This window comes from Cryobacterium sp. MDB2-A-1, from assembly GCF_004402675.1.
GTDB lineage: Bacteria > Actinomycetota > Actinomycetes > Actinomycetales > Microbacteriaceae > Cryobacterium > Cryobacterium glucosi.
The window spans coordinates 101,707-113,516 of the sequence record NZ_SOFK01000044.1 but is presented as its reverse complement, the minus strand read 5'-3'; the positions used below and the strand labels follow the sequence as shown (position 1 = coordinate 113,516).

The following is an 11,810-nucleotide window of genomic DNA, read 5'->3' as shown; positions in this document are numbered from 1 at the left end:
CCCCGTTGCGGGTGCTCGTCACCGGGGCGAGCGGTTTCCTCGGTCGCGCGGTCGCGGCAGAGCTGGTCGCGGCCGGACACGAGGTGAGCTGCTTCCAGCGGCGGCCGTCCGGCGTCGCAGGGGCCAGGGACCTGCTCGGTTCCGTGACCTCGGCCCGGGACGTGGATCATGCCGTCATCGGCATGGACGCCGTCGTTCACCTCGCGGCCAAGGTCTCCCTCGCGGGCGACCCGCGCGATTTCGAGGCCGTCAACGTCGGGGGCACCCGCTCCCTGCTCGCCGCGGCCGCGGATGCCGGGGTCTCGCGCTTCGTCTTCGTGTCGTCTCCCTCTGTGGCCCACGCCGGGACATCCATCGTCGGCAGCGATGCCGGCCCGGCGGATCCCGCTCGTGCCCGCGGCGACTACGCCCGGACCAAGGCCCGCGCGGAATTGCTCGCGCTCGACGCCGACTCTCCACTCATGCGGGTCGTGGCCGTGCGGCCGCACCTGGTCTGGGGCCCCGGGGACACCCAGCTCGTCGCCCGGATCGTCGAGCGGGCCAGGGCGGGGCGCCTTCCCCTGCTCGGGCACGGCGCAGCTCTCATCGACACGACCTACGTGGACAATGCGGCCACGGCGATCAGTGCAGCCCTCGACCGGGCGCGCGAGGTGCACGGCAACGCCTACGTGATCACCAATGGCGAGCCCCGGCCCGTCGCCGAGCTGCTCGCCGGCATGTGCCGGGCGGCCGGGGTCCGCCCACCGGCCTGGTCGGTTCCCGCCGCGCTCGCACGCGGCGGCGGCTCCGTGATCGAGGCCGCCTGGCGAGTGCGCCCGGGAGCCGACGAGCCCCCGATGACCCGCTTCCTCGCCGAACAGCTCTCGACCGCGCACTGGTTCGACCAACGCCGCACGCGCGCCGACCTGCACTGGACCCCCCAGGTGACCCTCGACGAGGGCTTCCGCCGCCTCGCCGCCGCATACACCTAGCTCCCCGCTTTCGCGGCTGGGCTGGGCGGGGCGCGTGCGGAGTGATCAGGGGCGGATGCCGAGCGCGGCCGAGACGAGCGCGAGCGCGTCGTCCGCGCCGAGGCCGAGCACGCGCATCCGTTCGGCGAAGTCGGCAGCGGCGCGTTGCGCCTGGCGCAGGGTCGGGTCGCCCGTTGCGGCGATGAAGGAACCCTGGCGGCCGCGGGTCTCGATCACCTCGCCCCGCTCGAGCTCGCGGTAGGCCCTGGCCACCGTGTTCGGGGCGAGTCCGAGTTCGTCGGCGAGCCGGCGCACGGTCGGCAGCTTGTCTCCGGGCGCCACGGCACCGGTCCGAACGGCCTCGAGCACCTGAAGCCGCAGTTGCTCGAACGGCGGCGTGGGGGAATGCTCGTCGATGGTCAGCTTCATGGTGCCGCACCCGGTTTCCTTGTGTTGGTTATGTACCAAGCTAGCCCGCAGGGACCCGTGCGCGGAACCGCTCGCTGCGGCATACTCGGTTCCATGAGATTCACGACCGTCCTCGAGCTTTCCGGCAAATCGGCAACGGGCATCCGCGTTCCCGAGGAGGTCGTCGCGGGCCTCGGCCCCGGCAAGCGCCACGCCATCACGGTCACGATCGGCGGTCATACCTACCGCAGCTCCGTCGCCCCCTACCGCGGCGCATTCATGATCGCGCTCAGCGCCGAGAACCGTGAACAGGCAGGCGTCGCCGCAGGGGATGAGATCGAGGTCGACGTCGAGCTCGACACCGAACCCCGGGTGGTCGAGGTGCCCGCAGACTTCGCCGCAGCGCTCGACGAGCAACCGGATGCCCGGGCCGCCTTCACGGCGCTGTCGTACAGCAACCAGCGCGCCCACGTCCTCGCGATCGAGAGCGCGAAGACGCCGGAGACCCGCCTGCGCCGGATCGAGGCGGCCCGGTCCGCACTCACGCCGGCCGCACCGACTCCCTAGCCTCGGGCCCGCCGTCGATTCCCGGTTCGGGAAGTGCTTTCCACTCAGAGGGCATGACTGACCCCGTGTGGAGCGAGGTCGAACCGGATGGCTCGCTAGGCTCAGAAGGTGACCTGGCCCGCCGACCTCCCCGCCGAACTGGGCGGACTCCTGCCCAGCCTCATCGGGGTGCTGCTGCTGATCGCGGTCGTCACCGCCCTGCTTCGCGGCTTCCACGTGCCCCGCCCGTGCGCACCCGCCCTCGCGATCCTCCGGGGCACCCTCCAGCTCGCGGCGATCAGCCTCATCCTGAGCGGCATCATCTCCGATCCGCTCTGGGTCGGAGTCGGGCTCAGCGTGATGTTCATCGCCGCCGTGAGCACGGTCAACCGGCGTCTCGGGGCGACCCGGCAGCACTTCGGCTGGATCGCCGCAGCGATGGGCCTCGGCATCCTTGCGACACTCATCGTGGTGTTCTCGGTCGGCGCCATCGAATTCTCGCCGCGGTATGTGCTCTCCTACGGCGGAATCATCATCGGCAACGCGATGTCGATTGCGACCCTGACCGGCCGGCGCTTCGGCGAGGCCGTCACCGAGCACTGGGACGAGGTCGAGGGCTGGATGGCGCTCGGGGCGACCCCGCGGCAGTCGACGCTCGACCTGGCGCGCCGCGCCGTCTATTTCGCGATCATCCCCACGACCGACCAGACCAAGACCACGGGCCTCGTCACCCTGCCCGGAGCGTTCGTCGGCGCGATCTTCGGCGGAGCCTCGCCCCTCGAGGCCGGGCGCTTCCAGATCGTCGTGCTCGCCGGCATCCTCTGCGCCGGTGCGATCACGGCCGTCACCCTGATCCAGTTCCTCGCGCCGATCCGCATGAAGCCCGCCACGATCCCCACCTAGTCACCACCGACGAAGACCGCTCTCGCGGGCAGCGGCGCGGCTACTCGGCGGCGCGGTGGATGAGCCGGGAGAGCACGATCGCGCTGCGGGTGTGGTCGACGTTGGGTGCGAGGCGCACCTTCTCGAGTGCGGCCTCGAGCCCGGGAATGTCCCGCGCCCTGATGTGTACGATCGCGTCGGCGCTTCCCGTGACGGTGCCTGCGTCGACGACCTCCGGTACGCCGGAGAGGATGCGCAGGAGTTCGTCGGGGGCGACGGTCCCTCGGCAGAAGAGCTCGACATATGCCTCGGTGCTCATGCCATCGATCGCGGGGTCGACCTGGATCGTGAACCCGCGGATGATCCCGTCGGCGACGAGCCGGTCGACCCGGCGCTTGACCGCGGAGGCGGACAGCCCGACGACCGAGCCGATGTCCCCGTAGCCCGCGCGCGCATTCTGTCTCAGAAGGTCGAGTATGCCGCGGTCGAGGTTGTCCATTCCGAGAGTCTAGGGGGAATTCCGCGCACTGGCGTGGAATTCCTGCGCATATGCCGACGATCACGCCGATTATGCGCGCATATTGGCGTGCAACGTTGATTCACGCTGTGTGAGAATGAGCACGGCGTCTTTGCGCGGTGCCGTTCACCCGTTCGTTGTTCACTGTTCGACGTTCACGTTCGACCGCGCGGAGCTCTCATGAGTGACCTGGTCCGCCATCCACCCCGCGTTCCGATTCCGTCAGTAGCAGACGGAGCGCAGCCGAAGGAGACCTCATGACCATCGATCTCGACCCCACAACGACGCCGGAGACCGCGGCCACCGCCCCGGTGCGCACGGCCGTCAAGCGCACGGTGCTGATGTGCAAGCCCGACTACTTCACCGTCGTCTACCGGATCAACCCGTGGATGGACCCCGCCATCCCGACCGACACGAGCCTCGCCGTCGCCCAGTGGCAGACCCTCTACGACACCTACATCGGCCTCGGCTTCGACGTGCACCTGGTCGACCCGATCGACGGCCTGCCCGACATGGTCTACGCCGCCAACGGCGGTTTCGTCATCGACAACATCGCATACGGCGCCGCGTTCACCTACCCGGAGCGCCAGCCGGAGGGCCCCGCCTACATGGACTGGTTCCGCGACAACGGCTTCGACGTCCGCGTGCCCGTCGAGATCAACGAGGGCGAGGGCGACTTCCTGCTCGTCGGAGACGTCATCCTCGCCGGCACCGGCTTCCGCAGCGCCTCGAACAGCCACGAAGAGGTGTCGGCGATCTACGGCCGCCCGGTGATCACGCTCAACCTCGTCAACCCGAGCTTCTACCACCTCGACACCGCGGTCGCCGTGCTCGACGACACCAACATCGCCTACCTGCCGAGCGCCTTCGACGAGCAGAGCCTCGCCGTGCTGCGCGAACGCTACCCCGACGCCATCATCGTCACCGAGGAGGACGCGGCGATCCTCGGCCTCAACTCCTACTCCGACGGCTACAACGTCGTCATCGCCGCCCGCGCGAAGGACTTCGAGCGCCAGCTCCGCGAACGCGGCTACAACCCGATCGGCGTCGACCTCTCCGAGCTCCTGCTCGGCGGCGGCGGCGTCAAGTGCTGCACCCTGGAGCTGCGCCGATGAGCACCGACACGAACATCCGTCCGGACGCGAACCGGGCCGACCAGACGAAGGATGCCGCACTCGGCACGCCGGGACAGGCATCCGCAACGCCCGCCGCCTTCATCGCCCTCGAAGAGGAGCATGCGGCCCACAACTACCACCCGCTTCCCGTCGTCGTCGCGACCGGCGACGGCGCCTGGGTGACGGATGTCGACGGCAAACGCTACCTGGACTGCCTCGCGGCGTACTCCGCGGTCAACTTCGGCCACTCGAACCCCGTGCTTCTCGATGCCGCCCGAGCCCAGCTGGGCCGGATCACGCTCACGAGCCGCGCGTTCCACAACGACCAGCTCGGCCCGTTCGTCACGGCTCTCGCCGAGCTCGCCCACAAGGACATGGTGCTCCCGATGAACACGGGCGCCGAGGCCGTCGAGTCCGGGATCAAGGTCGCCCGCGCCTGGGGTTACCGCGTGAAGGGCGTCGCGCCGGACCAGGCGAACATCATCGTCGCCGGGGGCAACTTCCACGGCCGCACCACCACCATCATCAGCTTCTCCGACGACGAGTCGGCCCGCGCCGGCTTCGGCCCGTTCACGCCCGGGTTCCGCACCGTCCCGTTCGGCGACGCCGCGGCCCTCGAGGCCGCGATCGATGAGAACACGGTCGCCGTGCTGCTCGAACCCATCCAGGGCGAGGCCGGCATCGTCGTGCCGCCCGCCGGGTACCTCCCCGCTGTGCGCGAGATCACCACGCGCCGCAACGTGCTCTTCATCGCCGATGAGATCCAGTCCGGTCTCGGCCGCACCGGAGCGACCTTCGCGTGCGACCTCGTCGGCGTCGTGCCCGACCTGTACCTCCTGGGCAAGGCCCTCGGCGGCGGGATCGTGCCCGTCTCTGCGGTCGTCGGCAACCGGGACGTCCTCGGCGTCCTGCAGCCCGGCGAGCACGGCTCGACCTTCGGTGGCAACCCGCTCGCCGCGGCCGTCGGCCTCGCCGTCGTGCGGATGCTGGCCGAGGGCGAGTACCAGGAGCGCGCCCGCGTGCTCGGTGCGCACTTGCACGAAGCCCTCAATGGCCTCGTCGGGCGAGGAGTCGTCGCGGTCCGTGGCGCCGGGCTCTGGGCCGGAATCGACATCGACCCGTCGCTCGCGAGCGGCCGCGCCGTGTGCGAGGCACTCATGGTCCGCGGCGTCCTGGCCAAGGACACCCACGGCTCCACGATCCGGCTCGCCCCGCCGCTCTGCGTGTCCGAGGCCGACCTCGACTGGGCCGTCGCCCAGCTCGCGGCCGTCCTCGACGGGTTCGCCGTCGCCTAGCGTCCGCGTCAGGTCGGCGCGAACTTCAACGAGTCGGCTCGGCTGAAACGGGCAGTATCGGCCTCGCTAGCTTCGCGTCGCGGTCACGCCCTCCGGCCGGGCGATACGGCTCAGCCGGGCCAGCTGGGTGACGTGCCCGGGCTCGAGCTCCTCGAGGGACTTCACGCCGAGCAGTCGCATCGTGCGGGTGATCTGCTCCGACAGGATCGCGATCGCCCGGTCGACGCCGGCCTCGCCGCCGGCCATCAGCCCGTAGAGGTAGGCCCGGCCGACGAGGGTGAACCGTGCGCCGAGGGCCACGGCCGCGACGATGTCCGCGCCGCTCATGATGCCGGTGTCGAGGTGCACCTCGAGGTCGTTGCCCACCTCGCGGGCCACCTCGGGCAGCAAATGGAACGGGATCGGCGCGCGGTCGAGCTGGCGACCGCCGTGGTTGGAGAGGATGATCGCGTCGATGCCCATTTCGGCGAGCCTGGCGGCATCCGCCACGTTCTGAACGCCCTTGACGACGACCTTGCCCGGCCACTGCGCCTTGATCCAGGCGAGGTCTTCGAAGGTGACGGTCGGGTCGAACATGGTGTCGAGCAGTTCGCCGACGGTGCCGCTCCAGCGGTCGAGGGAGGCGAAGGCGAGCGGCTCGGTCGTGAGGAAGTTGATCCACCACTCCGGGCGCGGCAACGCGTTGACCACGGTGCCCACGGTGAGCTGCGGCGGGATGGAAAAGCCGTTGCGCTTGTCGCGGAGGCGCGCTCCGGCAACGGGCACGTCGACCGTCACGAGCAGCGTGTCGAAACCGGCCTTGGCGGCCCGGTCGACGAGCGCCATCGAACGGTCCCTGTCCTTCCACATGTAGAGCTGGAACCAGTTGCGTCCTGTGGGGTTGGCGGCCTTGACGTCCTCGATAGCGGTCGTGCCCATCGTGGAGAGCGAGAACGGGATGCCGGCCTTCGCTGCCGCGTGCGCGCCGGCGATCTCGCCCTCGGTCTGCATCATCCGGGTGAACCCGGTCGGTGCGATCCCGAACGGGAAAGCGACCGGAGCCCCGAGCACGTCCCAGCCCGTCGAGACCGTCGAGACGTCGCGGAGGATGGCGGGGTGGAACTCGATGTCCTCGAAGGCCTGGCGGGCGCGCGCGAGCGAGATCTCCGCCTCCGCTGCCCCCTCGGTGTAGTCGAAGGCAGCCTTGGGAGTGCGCCGCTTGGCGATCGCGCGCAGGTCATAGATGGTGAGGGCGCTCTCGAGGCGGCGCTTCTTCGCGTTGAGCTCCGGCACCTTGAACTGCATGAGTGGGGCGAGGTCTTTGATCTTGGGGATGCGTCGTTGGACCATGGTCAGGATTTCCGTTCTGGGGTTGGGCAGGGCGGGTCGGGGGCTGCGGCGGTCGGGAGATCGGGTGATCGGTGGGTCAGGTCAGGTCAGGTCGGCTCGGGAGGGGAGCGGCGCCCGGACGGGGTCGGGATCGCGCGGTCCCGCCGTGAGCCGGGTCTCGGCGTAGTACCCGGCGATGTGGGCCTGGACGGCGCGGCGGGCCGCGGCGGGGTCGGCCGCGCGAATGCACGCGACGATCTCGCGGTGTTCGAGCCTGAGGCGGGCGGATGTCTCCGCCCACGACCCGAGCGCGGCAACGCCCGCACGTGCGTACGCTTCGATCGCACTGCGGAGTCCGGCCATGGTCGCGGTGATGACCTGGTTCCCGGTTGCCTCGGCGAGGGCGAGGTGGAACTGGGCGTCGAGCGCGAGGAACTCGGACTCGGTCCGGCCCGGCGCATCCATCGCGTCGAGGAGCTGTTCAGCCGGTTCGAGCGACGCCGGTTCGAGCGACGCGGGGTCGTGCGCCTCGGCGAGTTCGGTGACGACGGCGGCCTCGAGCACGAGCCTGGTCTTCACGACGTCCTCGACCGGGAAGCCCTGGGCCGCGACCTGCAGTCGCATCAGCGCGGACATCCCGCCGCCGGGAAGCGCCACGATGATCGCCCCCGATGTCGGCCCGGAGCCCGTCGCGGTACGGATGAGTCCGAGCACCTCGAGCACCCGGATGGCCTCGCGCACGCTCGACCGGCCGACGCCGAGGGAGGCGGCGAGGGAGCGTTCGGGTGCGAGGCGATCCCCGGGTCGCAGCCGACCCGAGAGCAACTCGCCCTCGATCGATTCGAGCACGAGTTGCCAGGCCCTGCGTTCGTCGGGGAGTGCGCCCTGCGCGGGCACGGCGTCAACGGTCACGGGCTCCTCCTCGGCAATGGGGTGGTGTCGGTCGTTGCGGCGGCGGCCGTGAGACGAAGCCGCTGTGGTCTGACCACACACTACACGGCGACGCCTGCCCGGGTCCAGCCCTCTCCCCAACCCGCCCCTCCAACCGCGAGAGTACGAAAATGGCCCCTTCACGTCGTGCGGAGGGGCCATTTTCGTACTCTCGCGGAGTCGAAGGCGCGAACCATTGCGATAGGGTTCCTCCAACCCGAGCACGTCCAGGCCAGGAGGCCCCATGACCGCGAACCCAGCTCCCCAGCTGATCGACCTCGAACTTCCGGCCGCGAACGGCGGAAGCGCCGGACTCCGCGCGGTGCTCGGAGTGCCTGCCGGCTCCGGTCCCTGGCCCGGGGTTGTGCTCGTGCACGAGGCCTTCGGCATCAGTGACGTGATGCGCCGGCAGGTCGAACGACTGGCGGCGGCCGGCTACCTCGCACTGATGCCCGACCTCTTCACGGAGGGCGGCGCCCGGAAGTGCCTCGTCGCGACCTTCCGCGCCCTGACCGCGAGCGAGGGGCGCGCGTTCGTCGACATCGAGAACGCGCGGCACGCGCTCATCGCCCGGGCGGACTGCACGGGTGAGGTGGGTGTGCTCGGCTTCTGCATGGGCGGCGGCTTCGCGCTCGCGGCCGCCACGCGGGGGTTCGCCGCGGCATCCGTCAACTACGGCCGGCTGCCGAAAGACCTCGACGCAGCCCTGGCGGGTGCGTGCCCGATCGTCGGCAGCTATGGCGGCAGGGACCGCTCTCTCGTCGGCGCCGCTGCCCGGCTCGAGGGCGCGCTCGAGGATGCCGGCGTGCCGCACGACGTCAAGGAATACCCCACGGCCGGGCACTCCTTCCTCAACGATGCCGAAACAGGCCCGGCCGCGGTGCGCTTCCTCACGCAGCGTATCCTCGGCGCCGGCCCCGACCCGGAGGCCGCCGCTGACGCCTGGATCCGCATCGAGGCGTTCTTCGCCGAGCACCTCGCCTCGGCCGCGGACCCCGCGCCCGCCGACTGACCGGTCTCAGCGAGCCGATGCGAGGGCGGGTTCGGTGGGAGTGACACCGGATGCCGCGAGCAGCTTCATGAATTCGCGCATCCAGCTGGGGTGGTCCGGCCAGGCCCTGCCGGAGACGAGGTTGCAGTCGACGACGCCCGCGCCGTTCTCGAAGACGCCCCCGCCGAGTTCGACGTCGATCTGCAGGGCCGGGTACGCAGTGCTCGTGCGGCCGTGGAGCACCCCGGCGGCGGCGAGCAGCATCGGGCCGTGGCACAGTGCGGCGACGGGAGCGTTCCGTTCGAAGAAGTGCCGGACGATCCGCTTCGCGTCCTCGTCGTTGCGGATGTACTCCGGTGCGCGGCCGCCGGGGACGACGATGGCCGCGTAGTCGGCCGGGTCGACGTCCTTGAACGCAACGTCGGCGTCCCAAGTGTGGCCGAGCTTCTCGGTGTAGGTGTCGAAGCCGTCCACGAAGTCATGGACGACGAACTGGAGCTTCCTCTTCTCCGGGGCGCCGATATGCACCTCGAAGCCCTCCTCGAGCAGCCGCTGGTAAGGGTAGAACACCTCGAGGGTCTCGGCGGCGTCGCCGGTGAGAATGAGGATCTTGGTCATGACGTTCCTCTCTGAACGGTGTGAATCTGAACGTTGCTGAACTCAGCGGACGGGTCGTCCGTTGACGCCTTCAGTGTTCCCCCGACCGGCGCGCCGGGCAAGTGCCACCGGCGCAGGCCGGTGCGGAACAGCTGGGAAAGGGTCCAGGCCGGCTCAGACGAACATCAGCACGACGCCGAGGACCGCCGATGCGAGCCCGGTGCCGAGCAGGATCAGCCCGGTCAGGCGCAGGGCCTTGCCCTCCGATTCCGGGGCATGCGTCACCCCGCGGGATGCGTCACGGGAGTGGTACCAGACCTGCACGTCGTCGCCCGGCGCGAGCCGGTGGCTCTCGTGCGTGTTCGCGGCCCGCTCGTGCACGTCCCCCGAGCGGTCGAACCAGCGGATGACCGTGTGCGATCCCGAGGACGCGATCACGCCATCCGTGGCGACCCAGCCGCCCTTGACACCGCGGATCGCAAGCCCGAGGACATAGAGGACGGCGCCTCCGACGAACCCGACGAGGGTCAGGACCTCGCTGATGAGCCCGATGAGGTCGTGCGCGTCCATTCGCCCCACTCTCGCCCGCACGTCTCGTGCTCGTTCGCCCTGTGACCACGATCGTATCGTGCCCCGGCGCGGCGCCGTGAGGGTCCCCGATGCCCCTGATCCGGGGGCCAGCGGATACAGTCGAGAGATGACCACGGTCGAAAAACCCGTCCCCGCCCACAAAGACCGCAGCTTCTTCGGGCAGCCGCGAGCTCTCGCCAATATCTTCGGCGTGGAAATGTGGGAGCGGTTCTCCTTCTATGGGATGCAGGGCATCCTGCTCCTGTACCTGTACTACTCCGCCGCCGAGGGCGGCCTGGGGATCGAGCAGGCGACGGCCGCCGGCATCGTCGGCGCGTACGGCGGAGGGGTCTATCTCTCGACGATCCTGGGCGCCTGGATCGCCGACCGGGTGCTCGGCAGCGAGAGGGTGCTGTTCTACAGCGCCATCGTGATCATGCTCGGGCATCTCGCCCTCGCCCTCGTGCCCGGCGTCGCAGGCGTGACCGTCGGACTCTTGCTGATCGCGCTCGGCAGCGGTGGCCTGAAGGCCAATGCGACGAGCGTCGTCGGTTCGCTGTACACACGGGACGACCCTCGCCTCGACGCAGGCTTCTCGCTCTTCTACCTCGGGATCAACCTGGGCGCGTTCTTCGGCCCGATCCTGACCGGGCTCCTGCAGACGACGGCCGGCTTCCACTTCGGCTTCGGCCTCGCCGCCGTCGGTATGGCGATCGGGCTCACCCAGTATTCCTTCGGACGCAGGAGCCTGCCCGAGATCGTGCACCAGGTTCCGAACCCGCTCCCGCGCTCGCGCTGGACCCCCTACCTCGTCGGCGCGGTTGCCGCCGCGGCGCTCGTCGTGGTGCTCGTGCTTGTCGGCGTGATCACAGCGGACGGCCTCGTCACCCTCGTGATCGCCCTGACGGTCATCGCGACGATCAGCTACTTCGTCGTCATCCTGCGCAACCGACGGATCAGCATCGTCGAGCGCAAGCGGGTCTACGCCTTCATCCCGCTCTTCCTCGCGAGCGCCGTGTTCTGGTCGCTCTCCCAGCAGCAGTTCACCGTCGTCACGATCTACACGGACGAGCGCCTCGACCGACACTTGTTCGGATGGGAAATCCCGGTGTCCTGGATCCAGTCCTTCAACCCGGTCTTCATCATCCTGCTCTCCGGCGTCTTCGCCGCGCTCTGGACCCGCTGGGGTAGCCGCCAGCCGTCGACTCCGGTCAAGTTCGCGCTCGGCACCGCGGTGATGGGCGTGGCCTTCCTCGGCTTCCTGCCGTTCGTGGGCGGCGGTGCCAACTCGACGCCGATGCTCGCGATGATCGGCATTCTCTTCGTGCTCACGGTCGCCGAGCTCCTGATCGGCCCTGTCGGCCTCGCGCTCACCACGAAGCTCGCGCCCGCGCCGTTCCGAACCCAGATGGTCGCCCTGTTCTTCCTGTCGATCGCCCTGGGCACTGCCGTGTCCGGTTCGCTTGCCCAGTGGTACACCGAGGTCCCCGAGACGCTCTACTTCAGCGTGATCGGCGGCGTCGCGATCCTGTTCGGCATCGGGCTCGCGGTCTTCGCCCGTCCGGTGCTCCGCCTCATGGGCGGCGTGCGCTAGCGGGGTCCCTGCCGCCCTGCGTATCGGCGAGCGGATGCCGCTGGCCGGGCCCACGGCATCCGTCGCCCCGCCGGTGCGGTCGCCGCCGCGCCGCTTTCGTCAGCCCG

Annotated in this window: 13 protein-coding genes; 7 read left to right on the top strand and 6 right to left on the bottom strand. The window is 69.9% G+C overall.

Going from position 1 to position 11,810, the window contains the following annotated elements; genetic code table 11:
- The first annotated feature begins 5 nt into the window (after positions 1 to 5).
- Positions 6 to 971: an NAD(P)-dependent oxidoreductase gene (locus E3O39_RS16925; protein WP_134449270.1), complete on the top strand. Its 966-nt coding sequence runs from the start codon at positions 6 to 8 to the stop codon at positions 969 to 971.
- A 45-nt stretch (positions 972 to 1,016) separates the two neighbouring features.
- Here the strand turns inward: E3O39_RS16925 and E3O39_RS16920 are convergent, their stop codons facing one another.
- Positions 1,017 to 1,379 (bottom strand): GntR family transcriptional regulator, encoded by a 363-nt coding sequence (locus E3O39_RS16920; protein ID WP_134449178.1) that lies wholly within the window; start codon positions 1,377 to 1,379, stop codon positions 1,017 to 1,019.
- Between the two features lie 93 nt (positions 1,380 to 1,472).
- Here E3O39_RS16920 and E3O39_RS16915 point away from each other — a divergent pair, with 93 nt between their 5' ends.
- A complete protein-coding gene (locus tag E3O39_RS16915) occupies positions 1,473 to 1,925 on the top strand; it encodes a YdeI/OmpD-associated family protein (RefSeq protein WP_134449177.1) in 453 nt (150 codons plus the stop codon).
- A gap of 108 nt (positions 1,926 to 2,033) precedes the next feature.
- Complete coding sequence (locus E3O39_RS16910) at positions 2,034 to 2,807, top strand: ABC transporter permease (RefSeq protein ID WP_198413463.1); 774 nt, start codon at positions 2,034 to 2,036, stop codon at positions 2,805 to 2,807.
- Positions 2,808 to 2,847: 40 nt separating this feature from the next.
- Here the strand turns inward: E3O39_RS16910 and E3O39_RS16905 are convergent, their stop codons facing one another.
- A complete protein-coding gene (locus E3O39_RS16905) occupies positions 2,848 to 3,285 on the bottom strand; it encodes an Lrp/AsnC family transcriptional regulator (protein WP_134449176.1) in 438 nt (145 codons plus the stop codon).
- Between the two features lie 275 nt (positions 3,286 to 3,560).
- Between E3O39_RS16905 and ddaH the strand changes: the two genes are divergently transcribed.
- The gene (gene ddaH / locus E3O39_RS16900; RefSeq protein ID WP_134449175.1) at positions 3,561 to 4,418 is read left to right on the top strand and encodes a dimethylargininase; all 858 of its coding nucleotides are present in this window, start codon (positions 3,561 to 3,563) and stop codon (positions 4,416 to 4,418) included.
- Complete coding sequence (rocD, locus tag E3O39_RS16895) at positions 4,415 to 5,713, top strand: ornithine--oxo-acid transaminase (protein ID WP_134449174.1); 1,299 nt, start codon at positions 4,415 to 4,417, stop codon at positions 5,711 to 5,713. The genes ddaH and rocD overlap by 4 nt, the downstream gene beginning before the upstream one ends.
- Positions 5,714 to 5,779: 66 nt before the next feature.
- On the opposite strand, the gene E3O39_RS16890 is transcribed toward rocD, so the two are convergent.
- Positions 5,780 to 7,042 carry an alpha-hydroxy acid oxidase gene (locus E3O39_RS16890; protein ID WP_134449173.1) on the bottom strand — a complete coding sequence of 421 codons (1,263 nt, stop codon included), beginning with the start codon at positions 7,040 to 7,042 and terminating at the stop codon, positions 5,780 to 5,782.
- A gap of 81 nt (positions 7,043 to 7,123) precedes the next feature.
- Positions 7,124 to 7,933: a FadR/GntR family transcriptional regulator gene (locus E3O39_RS16885; protein ID WP_241985118.1), complete on the bottom strand. Its 810-nt coding sequence runs from the start codon at positions 7,931 to 7,933 to the stop codon at positions 7,124 to 7,126.
- 262 nt (positions 7,934 to 8,195) lie between these two features.
- Here E3O39_RS16885 and E3O39_RS16880 point away from each other — a divergent pair, with 262 nt between their 5' ends.
- Positions 8,196 to 8,963 carry a dienelactone hydrolase family protein gene (locus E3O39_RS16880; protein ID WP_134449171.1) on the top strand — a complete coding sequence of 256 codons (768 nt, stop codon included), beginning with the start codon at positions 8,196 to 8,198 and terminating at the stop codon, positions 8,961 to 8,963.
- Between the two features lie 6 nt (positions 8,964 to 8,969).
- On the opposite strand, the gene E3O39_RS16875 is transcribed toward E3O39_RS16880, so the two are convergent.
- Both E3O39_RS16875 and E3O39_RS16870 read right to left on the bottom strand, forming a co-directional pair.
- Positions 8,970 to 9,560 (bottom strand): DJ-1/PfpI family protein, encoded by a 591-nt coding sequence (locus tag E3O39_RS16875; protein ID WP_134449170.1) that lies wholly within the window; start codon positions 9,558 to 9,560, stop codon positions 8,970 to 8,972.
- A gap of 153 nt (positions 9,561 to 9,713) precedes the next feature.
- On the bottom strand, positions 9,714 to 10,109 hold the full coding sequence (locus E3O39_RS16870) for a sortase (protein WP_134449169.1): 396 nt from the start codon (positions 10,107 to 10,109) through the stop codon (positions 9,714 to 9,716).
- 127 nt (positions 10,110 to 10,236) lie between these two features.
- On the opposite strand from E3O39_RS16870, the gene E3O39_RS16865 reads away from it, so the two are divergent.
- Positions 10,237 to 11,703 carry a peptide MFS transporter gene (locus tag E3O39_RS16865; protein ID WP_134449168.1) on the top strand — a complete coding sequence of 489 codons (1,467 nt, stop codon included), beginning with the start codon at positions 10,237 to 10,239 and terminating at the stop codon, positions 11,701 to 11,703.
- Positions 11,704 to 11,810 lie beyond the last annotated feature (107 nt).